The 15,864-nt window shown below is 65.5% G+C and carries 14 protein-coding genes; 12 read left to right on the forward strand and 2 right to left on the reverse strand.

What is annotated here, in order from left to right; translation table 11 throughout:
* Positions 1–12 precede the first annotated feature (12 nt).
* The 10 genes from ACT53N_RS00920 to ACT53N_RS00965 all read left to right on the forward strand — a co-directional run bounded on the left by ACT53N_RS00920 (position 13) and on the right by ACT53N_RS00965 (position 10,725).
* On the forward strand, positions 13–1,209 hold the full coding sequence (locus tag ACT53N_RS00920) for a M50 family metallopeptidase (RefSeq protein WP_476062126.1): 1,197 nt from the start codon (positions 13–15) through the stop codon (positions 1,207–1,209).
* Between the two features lie 17 nt (positions 1,210–1,226).
* The gene (gene bamA / locus ACT53N_RS00925) at positions 1,227–3,590 is read left to right on the forward strand and encodes an outer membrane protein assembly factor BamA (RefSeq protein ID WP_476062655.1); all 2,364 of its coding nucleotides are present in this window, start codon (positions 1,227–1,229) and stop codon (positions 3,588–3,590) included.
* 2 nt (positions 3,591–3,592) lie between these two features.
* Complete coding sequence (locus ACT53N_RS00930) at positions 3,593–4,231, forward strand: OmpH family outer membrane protein (RefSeq protein ID WP_476062127.1); 639 nt, start codon at positions 3,593–3,595, stop codon at positions 4,229–4,231.
* Between the two features lie 53 nt (positions 4,232–4,284).
* A complete protein-coding gene (gene lpxD, locus ACT53N_RS00935; RefSeq protein ID WP_476062128.1) occupies positions 4,285–5,310 on the forward strand; it encodes a UDP-3-O-(3-hydroxymyristoyl)glucosamine N-acyltransferase in 1,026 nt (341 codons plus the stop codon).
* Positions 5,307–5,786, forward strand: coding sequence for a 3-hydroxyacyl-ACP dehydratase FabZ (gene fabZ, locus ACT53N_RS00940; protein ID WP_476062129.1), 480 nt, complete (start codon positions 5,307–5,309; stop codon positions 5,784–5,786). The genes lpxD and fabZ overlap by 4 nt, the downstream gene beginning before the upstream one ends.
* Positions 5,783–6,574, forward strand: a complete 792-nt coding sequence (lpxA, locus tag ACT53N_RS00945) for an acyl-ACP--UDP-N-acetylglucosamine O-acyltransferase (protein WP_476062130.1) — start codon at positions 5,783–5,785, stop codon at positions 6,572–6,574. Before fabZ ends, lpxA begins: the two co-directional genes overlap by 4 nt.
* Before the next feature lie 9 nt (positions 6,575–6,583).
* The gene (gene lpxI / locus ACT53N_RS00950; protein WP_476062131.1) at positions 6,584–7,426 is read left to right on the forward strand and encodes a UDP-2,3-diacylglucosamine diphosphatase; all 843 of its coding nucleotides are present in this window, start codon (positions 6,584–6,586) and stop codon (positions 7,424–7,426) included.
* Complete coding sequence (lpxB, locus tag ACT53N_RS00955; protein ID WP_476062132.1) at positions 7,423–8,613, forward strand: lipid-A-disaccharide synthase; 1,191 nt, start codon at positions 7,423–7,425, stop codon at positions 8,611–8,613. Before lpxI ends, lpxB begins: the two co-directional genes overlap by 4 nt.
* Before the next feature lie 457 nt (positions 8,614–9,070).
* Positions 9,071–10,465 (forward strand): flagellar hook-length control protein FliK, encoded by a 1,395-nt coding sequence (gene fliK, locus ACT53N_RS00960; RefSeq protein WP_476062133.1) that lies wholly within the window; start codon positions 9,071–9,073, stop codon positions 10,463–10,465.
* Positions 10,462–10,725, forward strand: a complete 264-nt coding sequence (locus ACT53N_RS00965; RefSeq protein WP_476062134.1) for an EscU/YscU/HrcU family type III secretion system export apparatus switch protein — start codon at positions 10,462–10,464, stop codon at positions 10,723–10,725. Before fliK ends, ACT53N_RS00965 begins: the two co-directional genes overlap by 4 nt.
* 56 nt (positions 10,726–10,781) lie before the next feature.
* Here the strand turns inward: ACT53N_RS00965 and gltA are convergent, their stop codons facing one another.
* Complete coding sequence (gltA, locus tag ACT53N_RS00970) at positions 10,782–12,062, reverse strand: citrate synthase (RefSeq protein WP_268067711.1); 1,281 nt, start codon at positions 12,060–12,062, stop codon at positions 10,782–10,784.
* 67 nt (positions 12,063–12,129) lie between these two features.
* Complete coding sequence (gltX, locus tag ACT53N_RS00975) at positions 12,130–13,542, reverse strand: glutamate--tRNA ligase (RefSeq protein WP_476062135.1); 1,413 nt, start codon at positions 13,540–13,542, stop codon at positions 12,130–12,132.
* Between gltX and ACT53N_RS00980 the strand changes: the two genes are divergently transcribed.
* On the forward strand, positions 13,541–13,711 hold the full coding sequence (locus ACT53N_RS00980) for a hypothetical protein (RefSeq protein WP_476062136.1): 171 nt from the start codon (positions 13,541–13,543) through the stop codon (positions 13,709–13,711). The two genes, gltX and ACT53N_RS00980, sit on opposite strands and share 2 nt — an antisense overlap.
* A complete protein-coding gene (locus ACT53N_RS00985) occupies positions 13,672–15,846 on the forward strand; it encodes a ComEC/Rec2 family competence protein (protein ID WP_476062137.1) in 2,175 nt (724 codons plus the stop codon). Before ACT53N_RS00980 ends, ACT53N_RS00985 begins: the two co-directional genes overlap by 40 nt.
* Positions 15,847–15,864 lie beyond the last annotated feature (18 nt).

Below are 15,864 nucleotides of genomic sequence, written 5' to 3' on the forward strand. Positions count from 1 at the left end.
TATTTTCGCGCGATGATCGGCTTTCTGATCATGCTTGTGTCGCTGGTGTTCGTGTTGTCCGTCGTGGTGACGGTGCACGAACTCGGACACTATTGGGCTGCGCGCGCTTGCGGCGTGGCCATCGAGCGCTTTTCCATCGGTTTCGGGGCGCCCCTGATCTCCTGGCGTGACAAGCAGGGGGTGGAATGGTGCGTGGCGTCGATCCCGCTTGGAGGGTACGTCCGCTTCGCGGGTGATGAGAACGCCGCCAGCGTGCCGGACCAGAACGACCTCGACGCGATGCGCAACGAGATCCGTCGCCGCGAGGGCGACGAGGCGGTCAACCGATACTTCCATTTCAAACCCGTCTGGCAACGCGCCTTCATCGCCGTGGCGGGTCCGATGGCCAACTTCATCCTGGCGATCCTCGTCTTCGCCGTGATCTTGGTGTCGTTCGGGGCCCAGAAGACCTCGACAACCGTTGGAGAGGTCGTCGCCGGTACGCCGGCCGCCGCCGCTGGCTTCAAGCCGGGTGACGTCATCCTGAAGGCGGACAACCGTCAGATTCGTTCGTTCCAGGACATCCAGGGCTATGTGGCTTTGCGGGCCAACCTGCCTATCGACTTCGCGGTCGAGCGTGAGGGGCGCACGGTGCATCTCACCGCCACGCCGCGCCTCGTGGAGCGCCAGAATGAGATCAGCGGCCGGGTAAAGGTCGGTGAACTGGGACTGCGCAGCGCGCCCGGCGGTCGGTTCGAGCGCTCTTCGCTGCTCAGCGCGATCCCAGACGCGACGGTCGAGGTCTGGGACATGATCAAAACGATCGCCTTCTACCTCGGCAGACTCCTGATGGGGCAGCTTCCTGCCGACCAGATCAGCGGGATCATCGGCATCGGTCATACGGCGGGCGCGGTCACCAACGGCGTGGTCGAGCAGGCGCCGAACCCCAAGGCCTTGGCCATTGGTCTGCTCTATTCACAGTTCTGGCTCATCGCCAGCCTGTCGGTCAGCATCGGCTTCATGAACCTGTTGCCGATACCCGTTCTCGATGGCGGCCACCTTGTGATGTACGCCTATGAGGCTGTTGCGAAACGGCCTTTGCGGGCCGAGTTCCAGGCCGCCGGCTTCCGCGCGGGGCTTGCCTTGATCCTGGGTTTCATGCTGTTCGCGGCATGGAACGACCTCAACCGCTACGACGTGTTCAAATTCATCGGCGGGCTTTTCACGTGAACGCCCGTCCTCCGTCCATGATTGGTCACATGAACAAACTTCGCGCCCAAAGCGCCGCGTTCGCCACGGGTATGGCGCTGCTCCTCGGCTCCACGGCCCTGGTGGCGCCGCAGCAGGCCTTCGCTCAGGCGGCCCAGACGGGCGTGGTCCAGCGCATTCTGGTGCAGGGCAACGAGCGGATCGAGCAAGGCACCGTGCTGTCCTATCTGCCGATCCAACCGGGCGATACGGTCGACTCCCAGCGGCTCGACCTGGCGCTTAAGACACTGGCCCGCACCGACCTCTTCGCGGATGTGAAGATCGATATGGTGGGCGGCGATCTTGTCGTGAAGGTCGTTGAGAACCCGATCATCAATCAGGTGGTCTTCGAGGGGAATTCGTCCCTGAAGGAAGACAAGCTGAAGGACGAGGTGCAGATCCGTCCGCGCGGCATCTTCACCCGCGCCAAGGTCCAGGCCGACGTCCAGCGCATCATCGAGCTCTATCGCCGTTCCGGCCGTATCTCTGCGACGGTTACCCCTAAGGTGGTCGAGCTGCCGCAAAAGCGCGTCGACCTCGTGTTCGAGATCAGCGAAGGCGCCAAGAGCGGCGTGCTTGGCATCAACTTCCTGGGTAACGCCGAGTTCTCGGACAACGACCTCCGCGACGTCATCGTCACCAAGGAAAGCCGCTGGTACAAGATCCTGACCAGCAATGATAACTACGACCCCGACCGGATCGAGTACGACCGCGAGCAGCTGCGCAAGCACTATCGCAATCGTGGCTACTTTGATTTCCGTGTGGTTTCGTCCGTCGCCGAGCTTGCGCCGGACAAGAACGGCTTTGCGGTCACCTACACGCTTGAGGAAGGGCCCAAGTACAAGTTTGGCAAGATCACGGTCGAAACCGAACTGAAAAAGCTGGACGGCAACCTGCTGGCCCAAATCCTGCCCGTTCGCGCCGGTCAGCTTTATGAAGATGAGCGGATCGAGCAGGCTACGGACGCGCTGACGTTCGCGGCCGGCGCGGCCGGTTTCGCCTTCGTCGACGTGCGCCCGCGCTATGTGCCGAACCGCGAGACCAAGACCGTCGACGTCGTGTTCCAGGTTCGTGAAGGGCCGCGCGTCTATGTCGATCGCATCGACATCGTCGGCAACACCCGTACGCTCGACTATGTCCTGCGCCGCGAACTGGAGGTCGCCGAGGGCGACGCCTACAATCGTGTCCTGGTCGACCGCTCCAAGAACAACATGCGGCGCCTGGGCTTCTTCAAGGAAGTCGAGATCGAGGACGCGCCCGGTTCCGCGCCCGACCGCACCAGCCTCCGGGTCAAGGTCGAGGAGCAGCCCACCGGCGAATTGTCGTTCAGCGCGGGCTACAGCTCGATCGACAAGCTGGTGCTCGACGTTGGCATCACTGAGCGCAACTTCCGCGGCCGCGGCCAGAACCTGCGGGCCCGGGCGTCCGTGGGTTCGCTGCGCCAGCAGATCGACTTCGGCTTCAGCGAACCGCGCTTCCTTGGCCGCAACCTGGTCGCGGGCGTGAACCTCTACACCTTCCGCTACGACCTGTCGGAGTACGCGGCCTACGACACCAAGTCGATCGGCGGCGACGTCCGGTTCGGCTTCCCGTTGACCAACGACTCGTCGATGAGCCTGCGCTACACCGTGCGTCAGGACGAGGTGAGCGTCGCTGACAGCCTCTGCACCAGCGGCTCTGTCTCGCAGATCCTCTGCCTGCAGCGGGGCGCCTACATCACCTCGCTGATCGGCTACGGCCTGCGCATCGACAAACGGAATGACCCGATCAACCCGACCCGGGGCTGGTTCGCCGACCTGAACCAGGACCTGGCCGGCGTCGGCGGCGACGTGAAGTACCTCAAGACCGAGGCTGACGCGGGCTGGTACTGGGGCTTCACCAAGGATCTGGTGTTCAGCGCCACCGGCTCGGTCGGTTACATTGAGGGCTGGGGCGGCGACAATGTTCGCATCAACGACCGCTTCTATCGCGGCGGCACCTCGTTCCGCGGCTTCGAGATCGCCGGTATCGGTCCGCGCGACATCTCGAGCTCCTACAATTCGATGGGCGCGAAGCTCTACGCCATCAGCACCTTCGAGCTGACCGTGCCGACGTTCCTCCCTGAGCAGTATGGCATCAAGGCCGCCCTGTTTAGCGATGTGGGTACGGCCGGTCTATTGGATGACGTGGATCGTCAGAAGTCGCCTGGCGTCTTCGATCCGAACATCCGGGATAACCTTGGCCTGCGTGCCTCGGCGGGTATCTCGATCGACTGGAAGTCCCCCATGGGCCCCATTCGCTTCGACTTCAGCCGCATTCTGTCCAAGGAAAGCTACGACCGAACCGAAACGTTCCGGTTCTCCACCTCCACAAGGTTCCAATAGACATGTCCAAGTTCCTGTCCGCGGCCGCGTCCAGCGTTGTCGCTCTCGCCATCGCGACCAGCGCCGCGGCCCAGACGGCTCCGGCCGCCCCGCCGGCCGCGCCTGCCGTCACGCACGGCCCGGCCCTGCCGGGCGTGTGCATCTTCTCGAGCCCTCGCGCCGTGGGCAGCTCGCAGGTCGGCAAGGCCGTCGATGCGCGCCTGAAGACCATCATCCAGCAGGTGAACGCCGAGCTGACCGGCGAGCGCACCGCGCTCGACAATGAAGCCAAGGCTCTGGACGCCAAGAAGGCGACCATCGCTCAAGACGCTCTCGAGCAGCAAGCCGCGACCCTGCAAGCCAAGGCCAACGCCTGGCAGCGCAAAGGCCAGCTTCGTCAGAAGGAAGTCGAGGCGACCGAACAGAAGGCCCTCTCGCGCGTCTATTCTGAGCTGAACACCCCGATCCAGCAGGTCTATCAGGCCCAGAAGTGCAGCATCCTGCTGGACCGCGAGTCCGTGATGCTGGCCAACCCGGCCATGGACATCACCGACGCGGTCGTTGCCGCCCTGGATGCGCGCATCAAGACGCTGACCTTCGATCGTGAGCGTCTGGACCAGCAAGTTCCGGGCGCTGCGGCGCTGCAACCGACGAACAGGTAAGCGAATCGTCCCCCACGTGGTTACGTAGGGGGACCTTTTCGTCGTGAGGAACCATGCCGGACCCGCGTTTTTTCGATAACCTGGGTCCGGCGCTGCTTTCCGAATTGGCCCAGGCGAGCGCCGCCGAACTGGCGGATGTCTCCCTGGCCGATAGGCAGATCGCCCACGTCGCCCCGCTGGACGCTGCGGACGGGCAAGCGGTCACCTTCTTCTCCGACATCAAGCGGAAGGATGCGGCTTCGGCTACGCGGGCCGGGGCGTGTTTCGTGCGGGCCGAGCACAAGGATCTCCTGCCCGCGACGTGCGCTGCGTTGGTCACTGCTCGGCCACAGGCCGCCTGGGCCGTCGCCGCCAACCGTCTGTACGCGCCGCGCCGCCACCAAGCTGGGGCGGCTGCCGTTCATCCCGACGCAACGCTCGAGACTGGCGTAGAGCTATCGCCGAACGTGACGATCGGGCAGGGCGCCCGGATTGGCCGAGGAACGCGTATCGGCCCCGGCGCGGTGATCGGGCCCGGCGTGCTGATCGGCCGCGATTGCCGCATCGGCGCCAACGCGGTCATCGGGTTCGCGCTGCTGGGCGACGGCGTATCGATCTCCGCCGGCGCTGTCGTTGGCGAGGCGGGTTTTGGCGCCGCGCTTGGCCCCCGTGGCATGGTGGATCTTCCGCAACTCGGACGTGTCGTTTTTCAGGACAACGTGACGCTGGGCGCCAATAGCTGCGTTGATCGCGGCGCCTTCGACGATACGACCATCGGCGAGAACACCAAGATCGACAATCTGGTTCATGTCGCGCACAACGTCCGTATCGGGCGTAATTGCGTACTTGCGGCCTATACCGGCGTTTCGGGCAGCACAGTCGTCGGCGACGGCGTCGCCTTCGGCGGCAAGGCCGGGGTGGCCGATCATTTGAACATTGGCTCGGGCGCGAGCATCGGGGCCGCCGCCTCGGTGTTCAAGGACGTGCCGGACGGTGAAACTTGGACGGGATTCCCCGCGCGGCCGCTGAAGCGGTGGCTCAGGGAGACCGCATGGCTGTCGCGCATGGCGGGCGGTCGAGGCACGAGGGGCAGACCATGAGCGAGAACGCCGAGCAAACGGTGCAGACCGATATCGACATCGCGGAAATCCTGGCGCGTATCCCGCACCGCTATCCGTTCCTGCTGGTCGACCGGGCCGAAGACTACAAGCCCCATCAGTCGATCGTCGGCATCAAGTGCGTGACGATCAATGAACCATTTTTCCAGGGTCACTTCCCGGGCAACCCGGTCATGCCTGGCGTGCTGATCATCGAGGCTCTGGCTCAGACCGGCGCGGTGCTGATGAGCAAGTCGCTAGAAGTCGACACCGAGGGTAAGACCATCTTCTTCATGTCGGTCGACAACGCGCGTTTCCGCAACCCGGTCCGTCCGGGCGACGTGATCCGCATGGAAGTCGAGGTCGTGCGCGCGCGGTCCTCGATCTTCAAGTTCAAAGGCGTGGCCAAGGTCGGCGACAAGGTCGCCGCCGAGGCTGAGTTCGCCGCCATGGTCGTCGAGACGGGCCCCAAAGCATGACCATTCACCCCACCGCCATCATTGCACCCGAAGCCAAGCTCGCGCCGGACGTCGAGGTCGGGCCCTACAGCATCGTGGGCCCGGATGTGACGCTGGCGGCTGGCGTGCGCCTGCTCTCGCACGTGGTGGTGGAGGGCGCGACGACGATCGGCGAAGGCTGCGTCGTGCATCCGTTCGCTAACCTCGGCGGGCCCCCGCAGCACCTGGGCCACAAGGGTGAGCGCACCGAACTGATTATCGGCCCGCGCAACATCATCCGCGAGCACGTGACCATGCACACCGGCACCGCCTCCGGTAAGGGCATGACCACGATCGGATCAGATGGTCTCTACATGGTCGGCTCGCACGTCGCGCACGACTGCGCGGTCGGTGACTTCGTCGTGCTGGCGAAGGGAGCGACGCTGGGCGGCCACGTCACGATCGGCGACTACGTGTTCATGGGCGGCTTAGCCGCCGCGCACCAATTCTCCCGCATTGGCCGTTACAGCTTCATCGGCGGTCTCGCCGCAGTGACCAAGGATGTCATTCCGTATGGTTCAGTATGGGGCAATCACGCGCACCTCGAGGGCCTGAACCTCGTGGGCCTCAAGCGTCGTGGTTTCCCGCGCGAGACCATCAATGCGCTGCGAGCGGCCTACCGCCTCATGTTCGCGGACGAGGGCACCTTCCAGGAGCGCCTCGACGACGTTGTCGAGATCCACGCTGGCAACACCGAAGTGATGGAGATCGTCGATTTCATCCGCGCCGACGCCAATCGCCCGCTCTGCCTTCCGGAGCGGGAAGTCTAGGTTTTCACGATGCGCAAGTTGGGCCTGATCGCTGGCGGCGGGTCGCTTCCCGTCGAACTGGCGTCCCACTGCGAGGCCGCTGGACGGGCCTTCGCCGTTATGCGTTTGCGCACGTTCGCGGACGCCTCGTTGGCGCGCCACCCAGGCGCAGAGGTGGGGCTGGGCGAGTTCGGCAAGATCTTCAAGGCGTTACGAGATCAGGGCTGTCAGGTTGTCTGCTTTGCGGGCAACGTCAGCCGTCCTGATTTCTCCGCGCTGATGCCAGATGCACGAGGGCTGAAGGTTCTGCCAGGTTTGATCGTCGCCGCGCGAAAGGGCGACGATGCGCTGCTCCGCCGCGTGCTCGACGAGTTCGAGAAAGAAGGCTTCGAGATCGAGGGCGCCCATGAGGTGATGGGCGAGATGACCTTGCCGCGCGGCCGCCTTGGCAAGATCTCGCCGGCTCCCGAGCACATGGCCGATATCGACAAGGCGCTGCACGTCGCGCGCGAGATCGGGCGACTGGACATCGGGCAGGGCGCGGTCGTCTGCGAAGGCTTGGTGCTTGCGGTCGAGGCGCAGGAAGGAACGGACGCGATGCTCCGCCGCGTGGCCGACCTCCCCGAGGCGGTCCGCGGACGAGCCGAACGCCGGCTGGGTGTTCTGGCTAAGGCGCCCAAGCCGATCCAGGAGACGCGCGTGGATCTGCCCACCATCGGCGTCGCAACGGTTCACCGCGCCGCGCGGGCGGGCTTGGCGGGCATCGTCGGCGAGACTGGGCGGTTGCTGGTGGTTGATCGTGAGGCCGTTATCGCGGCGGCAGACGATGTGGGCCTGTTCATTCTGGGGGTCGACCCGCAGGAGCGGCCGTGACGAAGAACGGTGATAAGCCTCTCAAGGTGATGCTCGTCGCCGCCGAGGCGTCCGGCGACGCGCTTGGGGCGGGCCTCGCCAAGGCGCTGCGTGCGCGCCTCGGAGATGGTGTGACCTTTGTCGGTATCGGCGGGGCCAAGATGGCCGAGGAGGGCGTCGAGAGCCCCTTCGATATCGCTCAACTGTCGATCCTTGGCATACTGGAGAGCCTTAAGGCCTATCCAAGGGCGATGGCGCGGTTGAAGGACACCATCGCCCTTGCCGCGCGCGAGAAGCCTGACGTGGCGGTTCTGATCGATAGCTGGGGCTTCAACATTCGCTTGGCGCATGCGCTGCGCAAGCTCGATCCAAACCTGCCGCTCGTGAAGTATGTCGCACCCCAGGTCTGGGCGTACCGCGAAAGCCGGGCCCATGCGCTCGCCAAGGCCGTGGATCTGTTGCTGTCTATCCAGCCTATGGATAGGCCGTACTTTGACGCCGCAGGCCTTCGGAACGTCTTTGTCGGCAATTCCGCCCTCGCCAAGCGTTTCGATCACGCAGATCCCGCCCGCCTACGCGCGTCTATCGGTGCGTCAGCCTCCGAGCCGATACTTCTGGTCCTGCCGGGCAGCCGCCCCTCCGAGATCGAGCGCGTGATGCCGGCCTTTGAGGACGCGGTTCGACGTCTGAAGGCGCAACGGCCAGCGCTGCAGGTTGTGGTTCCGGCCGCCTACACCGTCGCCGAGGCGGTGAAAGCTCGGGTCGCCGGTTGGCCGTTCCGCGCACATGTGATCGAGGACGAGGGTCTCAAGGATGACGCCTTCCTCGCAGGGGATGTCGCCTTGGCGTGCAGCGGCACCGTGACCACCGAACTGGCCCTGGCTGGGCGTCCGATTGTGGTGGGTTACAAGACTGGCGCGGTCACCTACGCCATCATCAAACGGCTGATGAAGCCGCGGTGGATCACGCTATTCAACATCGCAGCCGGCAAGGCGGTGGCGCCGGAGTTCATTCAACACGACTGCCAGGGCGAGCGTCTCGCGCGCGAGATCGCGATCAGGCTGGATGACCCCGCTCTACGCGGCAAGCAGGTGGCGGAGCAGTACCTTGCGCTCGACAAGATGGGGCGTGGCATGCCCGACCCGTCTGAAGCCGCCGCCGAGGCGTTGCTGAGTTTCTTGCGCGCGCCCGCAGAAGTCCCCGCATAGGCCGGTCCTTGCGAGGCGTCGAAAGTTAACCCCCGATTCACGATCGCGGCCTTAACCTCTACGAAGCGCTCGCTGTGGAGTCGTTGTCGTGGCTGTAGACCCGACCGCGCCCGTCTCTCCGATCATTCCAACCTTTCCGGCTGGGACCGCTGTGGAGTCCAGCGCGATCGCCCAGGCTCTAGCCCGGCAGGCCTTGGCTGGCGCGACCGCCCAGCTCGCCGAAATTGCCGGTGGGCCAGCAGGCAACGCGGCATCGGTTCTAGGACAGGCAACGACGGCTTCACAGTCGGCGACGAAGGACGCTGGTCATTCCGCTGCGCTCGACGGTCGATCCACGCCTGCACAGGTCGCCACGGGGCCTGTAGCGCCAAAGCCGACCTTGGATCCGCGCACAGCGCGAGTCGTCCGGTTGGCGACAGCTGAGGCCGTGCCGCGGCAAGCCGGCCTAGCGCCGCTCATGGCGGATCTCCGAGCCATTGTTGACGAACCCGACACGCCACCTGCCGTCCGAGACGCCGGGCGCGCTTTGCTAGCCAAGACCCCGGCGATCCACGACATCACGACGGGACCGGGTCTTCGTCAGGCGGTCGAGCGATCTGGGGTTCTGCTTGAAGCACACCTGGCCCGGGCGGCCGTCTCGCCGCAGGGCGCCGGCGCACCACGCCGCCCCATCGCCGAAGGCGACCTCAAGGCGGCGCTCTGGGTGTTTCGTAGCGCCTTGTCCGCCTGGCTGGCCAAGGTCGAGCCCCCCGGCGACGCCGTCAGGCCGCCGGTCTCTTTGGCAAGTGAAAACGCGACCGTCGAAGCGCCAGACACGCCAGGGCCAACGGTACGAGAAACGCTGGCGCACAGCCCTAGCACGCGCTCGAACCCGCTGACCGCCACGCCGACCAGTCAAGGCCGCCCGGCCGCCGCCGCCGCCGCCGCTGAAGCGCCCTTGCTCGCCAAGGCTCAAGCTCCGGCGGCCATGACTGCGGAGGATACGAACAACGCTGCGTCGGCGCGCCCTGCGATCAACCCCGCCGCCATTCCTGCTAGCCAGGACGCAGACCCGGAACTCGCTGCGCGGTTTGGGGCGTTTGTCGCCATCCCGCACAAGGCGGCAGAGCGCGCCCCGAGCAAGATTTCGCCCAGCGGGGGCAGCTTGCCGACGCTGTTGCAGGCCGAGCCGGAGGACGGCGAAGACGCGCCGCAGCGTCCGTCATTGGCGGAACCTCGATCGCTCGTCACCCGCGGCTATGCCGGCGCGGCTGAAGAACGACCCCGGACGCCGCCGCCACCTTATGCCGGCGGACCCACGACCGGGCAGAAGCCCCTGGACCCAGGACCGCCGCTATTGGGCACGCCAGAAACGGTGGCGCGGCGCCTGTTGAAGGGGACGCAATCGGCTCTGGCGCGGCAGGACTTGATGCAGATCGCTTCGTTGCCCGAGGGCTTGGTCCCCGAGCATGAGCCCGCAGAAGCTAGACTGGTCGCGGCGAAGCTGAATTTCGACCTGCCGTTCGTCACCCCGCAAGGCGTCGCCGTCGCACAGTTTGAGATCAGCCGCGATGGCGGTGGCGCAGGGGGAGGCGGCGCGGCGACTTTGGAGCAAACCTATCGCGCGCGCTTTTCGATTGATGTCGAGCCGCTAGGACCGGTGCATGCGCAGGTGGTTCTCGCTGGCTCACGGGCCCGCGTTTCGCTGTGGGCGGAGCGATCAGACACCATTGCGAGACTACGAGCAGGCGAGGAGGCGTTGGGCGCGGCGCTGCGCCAGGCGGAGCTGACGCCGGAGGTTGCAGTGCACTCAGGCGCGCCGCCGATGCCCGGTGGCGGGCCGTTGGGGCACTTCGTGGATCAAGCCTCATGAGCGGGATCTCCGGCCCGTCCTCCAAACCTCGGATCGCGGTCGCTCTCCTCTACGAGGAGCCGAATGCGCCCAAGGTCATCGCCTCAGGCCAGGGTTGGATTGGTGAGAAGATCATCGAGACGGCGAAAGAGCATGGGGTCCCGATCGAGGAAGATCCTGTCTTGGCCCAGGCGCTCTCGACGATCGAAATCGACGAGGAGATCCCCGAAGCGCTCTATCGAGCGGTAGCCGAGGTCCTGAGCTTCTTGCTCAAGCGCTGAAACGAAAAAGGCCCCGCCAAAGCGGGGCCTGATCCGTGAACACAAGACGCTCGCGCTTAGCGCTTGTCGAGCGTGACGTAGTCGCGCTGCGTGGCGCCCGTGTAGAGCTGACGCGGACGACCGATCTTGCGGGTGGGGTCCTCGAACATTTCCTTCCACTGGCTGATCCAGCCGACGGTGCGGGCCAGGGCGAACAGCACGGTGAACATGTTGGTCGGGAAGCCCATCGCGCGCAGGGTGATGCCCGAATAGAAGTCGATATTCGGGTACAGCTTGCGATCGACGAAGTACGGGTCGTTCAGGGCGACCTTCTCCAGTTCCTGGGCGACCTGCAGCAGCGGGTCGTTGTTGTGGCCCAGTTCGGCCAGAACCTCGTGCGCGGTCTTCTGCATGACCTTCGCGCGCGGGTCGAAGTTCTTGTACACGCGGTGGCCAAAGCCCATCAGCTTGTACTTCCGGTCCTTCACGCCCTGGACGTAGTCCTTGATGTTGTCGACCGAACCGATGGTCTCCAGCATCTCCAGCGCTTCCTGATTGGCGCCGCCGTGCGACGGGCCCCACAGGCAGGCGATGCCGGCGGCGATACAGGCGAACGGGTGCGCGCCCGACGAACCGGCCAGACGGACGGTCGAGGTCGAGGCGTTCTGCTCGTGGTCGGCGTGGAGGATGAAGATCCGGTCCATGGCGCGGGTCAGCACCGGATTCGGCTTCCAGTCCTCGGCCGGCACGGCGAAGCACATGCGCAGGAAGTTTTCCGAGTACGACAGGTCGTTGCGCGGCGACACGAACGGCTGGCCGACCGTGTACTTGTAGGCGCGGGCGGCAATCGTCGGCATCTTGGCGATCAGGCGATGGGCGCTGATCTCGCGCTCACGCGCGTCGTCGACATTGATGCTGTCCGAATAGAACGCCGACAGGGCGCCGACGGCGCCGGTCATGACCGCCATCGGGTGGGCGTCGCGACGGAAGCCTTCGAAGAAGCGGTCGAACTGAGCGTGCAACATCGTGTGGTAGGTGATGTTGTGCTCGAACTTGGCGAACTCGTCGGCCTTGGGCAGCTCGCCGTTCAGCAGTAGGTAGCAGACCTCAAGGAACGAGGACTTCTCGGCCAGCTGGTCGATCGGGTAACCGCGGTGCAGCAGGATGCCCGCGTCGCCGTCGATATAGGTGATCTTGCTCTCGCACGAGGCGGTCGAGGTGAAGCCCGGATCGAACGTGAAATGATCGCTCTCACCGTAGATCTTGCGGACGTCAATGACGTCCGGACCCGTGCTGCCCTTGAGGATCGGCAGCTCATAGCTCTTGTCGCCGATCGTCAGCGTGGCTTTATCGGTCATCCGTAGACCCCTTCATTATTGGGACGGGCAGTCCAACTTTCGCTTTTCGCGGGTGCGTTATAGCGCCTCATGCGCGAGGCGCCAGCGCGTCGTCAAGACGGCCAATCGCCTCATCGCGGGAGAGAGCCGCCATGGTCTTGTTCAAGTCGGGGGCAGGGGCGCCGCTGGTGAGGATCCCGCGCAGGGCCGGGCCAAACTTCCCGAAGCCGACACCTTCCGATTCCGCGAATGATTTCAACACGGTTTCCAGGGTTGCGGCGTCAAAGGCGGGGGCGGCGGCCAGTTGGTCGCGCAGACGCTTCAGCCGTTCGACCGTTTCCTCGGTGAGCTGTTTTTGGGTTTTCTCTTCCAGCGTCAATGGACGGGTCTTTAGCGCGAATGCGCAGTGATCGACCAGTTCGAGGATCGTTTTGGCGCCTTCCTTGACCTCAGGAACCGTGCGCGCGATGCGGTCGGCCGCATCGGCGGGCAGGGGCTCGCCCCGCTTCTCAGCCGCCGCCAGGGCCAGGGCAGTCAAACGGGCGTCATCGGCCTTGCGCAGATGCTGGGCGTTGATGTGGTTCAGCTTGGCCCAGTCCAGACGCGCGGGAGCTTTGACGACGTCAGCGACGTCAAACCAGCTGATCGCCTGTTCGTCGTTGAAGACCTCGTCGTCGCCGTGACCCCAGCCGAGGCGGGCCAGGTAGTTGCGCATGCCTTCGGGGATATAGCCAAGGTCGGCGAACTCGCCGACGGCCTGAGCGCCATGGCGCTTGGAGAGCTTGGCGCCGTCTGGCCCGTGGATCAGCGGAATGTGCGCGAAGGCCGGCACAGGCCAGTCCATGGCCTGATAGATCAGGGTCTGGCGAGCGGCGTTGTTCAGATGGTCGTCGCCACGGATCACGTGGGTCACGCCCATGTCGTGGTCATCCACCACGACCGCGAGGTTGTAGGTCGGCGCGCCGTCCGCACGCAGCAGCACGAGGTCGTCCAGCTCGATGTTCTTGAAGGTGACGGGACCCTTGACCATGTCGTTGACAACGGTCTCGCCGTCCAGCGGGCCCTTGAAACGGATCACGTGGGGCATGCTGAGGTCGCCTTCGGCGGCGTCGCGCCAAGGCGAGCGGATCGCACGGCCTTCGGCGCGGGCCTTTTCGCGCGCGACTTCCAGTTCCTCGACGGTCATCCAGCAGCGATAGGCGCGGCCCTTGGCCAACAGCTCATGCACCACCTCCACGTGACGCGGGGCACGGGTGTGTTGGAAGATCACCTCGTCGTCTGACTTGAGGCCCAGCCAGTCCAGTCCCTCGAAGATCGCGGCGACGGCGGCGTCGGTCGAACGCTCGCGATCGGTGTCCTCAACGCGAATTAGGAACTTCCCTCCCGTATGGCGTGCATATAACCAGTTGAACAGCGCCGTACGAGCGCCGCCGATATGCAGGAAACCGGTGGGCGAGGGGGCGAAGCGCGTGACGACGCCGGTGGGTGTGGGGTTCGACATGGACTTCAAGGCTGCAGGACAATGCGCCATGGCGGCGCTGGGAGACGTTCGCCGCGATGCGACGCAGGCGAGGCGTCTTAGCACGCGGCTCATGGCCGGGCCTAGCGGTTTTCCGCAACGCGAAATGCGATGCAAGATCGCGAAAAATACAGCGGTTTCCGAGTGTTAGGCGTTGACCGTCCGGCCAATGCGCCAGCGACTGCATTCGGTGCGGCGCGTTGGGCGCGGATGGGGCGTGCTGCCGCGGACGAGGTCGGGAATAACCTTGAGCGCCGGTTTCTGTGGGCGCCCGTGGCCTTCGGCTTGGGCGCGGCGGCGTATCTGGAGGCGAGGGCCGAACCGACGCTCTGGGTCCTGGGGGTCATGGCGGCGAGTCTTGGTGTTGCGGCCTGGGCGACCCGCCGCTGGAATGCGCCGCCGATTATCGCGGTGTTGTTGGGTCTAGCGGCGTTCGGCGCGGCGGGCGCCTTCGCCGCCAAGGTCCGTAGCGAGCGTGTCACCGCACCCGTCATGAGCGGCGAACGGTTGGTGCGGCGTGTCGAAGGGTTCGTCGTGGACGTCGTCAGCCCCGGCGCCGGCGGCCAGCGCCTCTTGATTGCTCCGGTCAGGATCGCCGGATTGTCGCCAGAAGAAACGCCGCGCCGGATACGCGTGACGATCGGTGAGAATCCAGTCCCGCAACCCGGAGAAGCGATTCGCCTTCGTGCGATGCTGGGACCGCCTCCGCCGCCTGCCGCGCCCGGCGCTTACGATTTCGCGCGGGACGCGTGGTTCGACTCGATTGGCGGCGTCGGTTTCACCGTTGGCGAGATCGAGAGCGTTCAGTTGGATCCGCCGCCGCTGCGCTTACGCCTTGCCATGGCGGTGAACGCTCTCCGTTGGAATCTGGCTCAGCGGCTCCTCGCCCGGATGGGGCCGTCCAGCGGCGGTATTGGCGCCGCCATGGTGACGGGCCACGAAGCCTGGATCACCGAGGCGCAGACCGACGCTATGCGCGCCTCCGGCCTTGCGCACATCTTGTCGATCTCCGGATTGCACATGGCGATTGTGGGCGGATTTGTCTTTGTCGTTTTCCGTCTCGGGGTCGCTGCCTGGCCATGGTTGGCCTTGCGTGCGCCGGGTAAGAAGATCGCCGCCGTCGGCGGGCTGGTCGCGGTTCTGGGCTATCTGGTCATATCCGGTGCGCCACCGCCCGCCGAACGCGCGGCCATCACAGCCAGCGTAGCCTTCCTGGCGATCCTCTTTGATCGACGCGCGATCACCTTGCATGGCTTGGCGCTGGCGGCGCTGCTGATCCTTCTGCTCAAGCCCGAAACGGCGGGCGAGCCGGGCTTTCAGATGTCCTTCGCTGCGACAGCCGCGCTCGTGGCTCTAGCCGAGGCCTGGCCCCGGCCGGTGCGGGAGTTGTCGACACCCTGGTGGATCCAAGGGCCGCAGGCGGCCGTCGCCTGGTTGGCCGCCAGCGTCGCGGCCAGCTTTGTGGCGGGCTTGGCCACCGCGCCGTTCGCCATGCAGCATTTCAACCGCGTCGCGGTGTGGGGTCTGCCAGCAAACCTGCTCGTGGCGCCATTGTCCTCGTTCGTGATCATGCCGTTTTTGGCTATCGGCGCTCTTCTGGAGCCCTTGGGACTAAGCGCGCCCTTCCTGGCTATCGCCGGCTGGGGCGTTGACGCCATGCTCGGCGTTGCGAACCTGTTCGCTCAAGCGCACGGCGCGCAGCATGTCGTCGCCAGCGCACCACCAGAGGTGCTCGTGCTCGCGTTCCTGGGGCTGATGCTCCTCTGCCTTTGGAAAGGGCGTCTTCGTTGGATCGGCGCGCCGCTCGCCTTGGCTGTCGCCGTTTGGCCCAGGCCATCACCACCCGACGCCTGGGTCGCCGCCGACGGCGCGACCGCCGCCGTGCGATCGGGTGACGCGGCGGTTCTGCTCCGGACTGACGCCAAGCGGTTCGGCGCTGAGCTCTGGGCGCGGAGGCGGGGTCTGGAGCCGACAGCCTGGAGTCTCTACGGCTGCGACCGATGGATTTGCGGACCGAAACTTGGCGCGCCTGTGCGGTTGTCCCTGGCATGGTCGCGCAAGACGCCTGACGCCGAGGTGCTGAGCGGCCTATGCGTTCGGAGCGAGATCGTCGTGGTTCGCGGAAAGCCGCCGCCGCGCGTGCCGCCGCTGTGCGCCGAAACCGTGCTGCTGACAGGCGAGGACTTTGCACGGCAAGGCTCAGCCGAACTCTACCGACGGCCGGACGGTTGGCGCATTGTCTGGGCGCAGCCCTTACGTGGCGAGCGACCGTGGAGCGGATACTGACGCCTTCTGGTGCGTGGC

It is taken from the genome of Caulobacter sp. DMC95 (assembly GCF_056313785.1).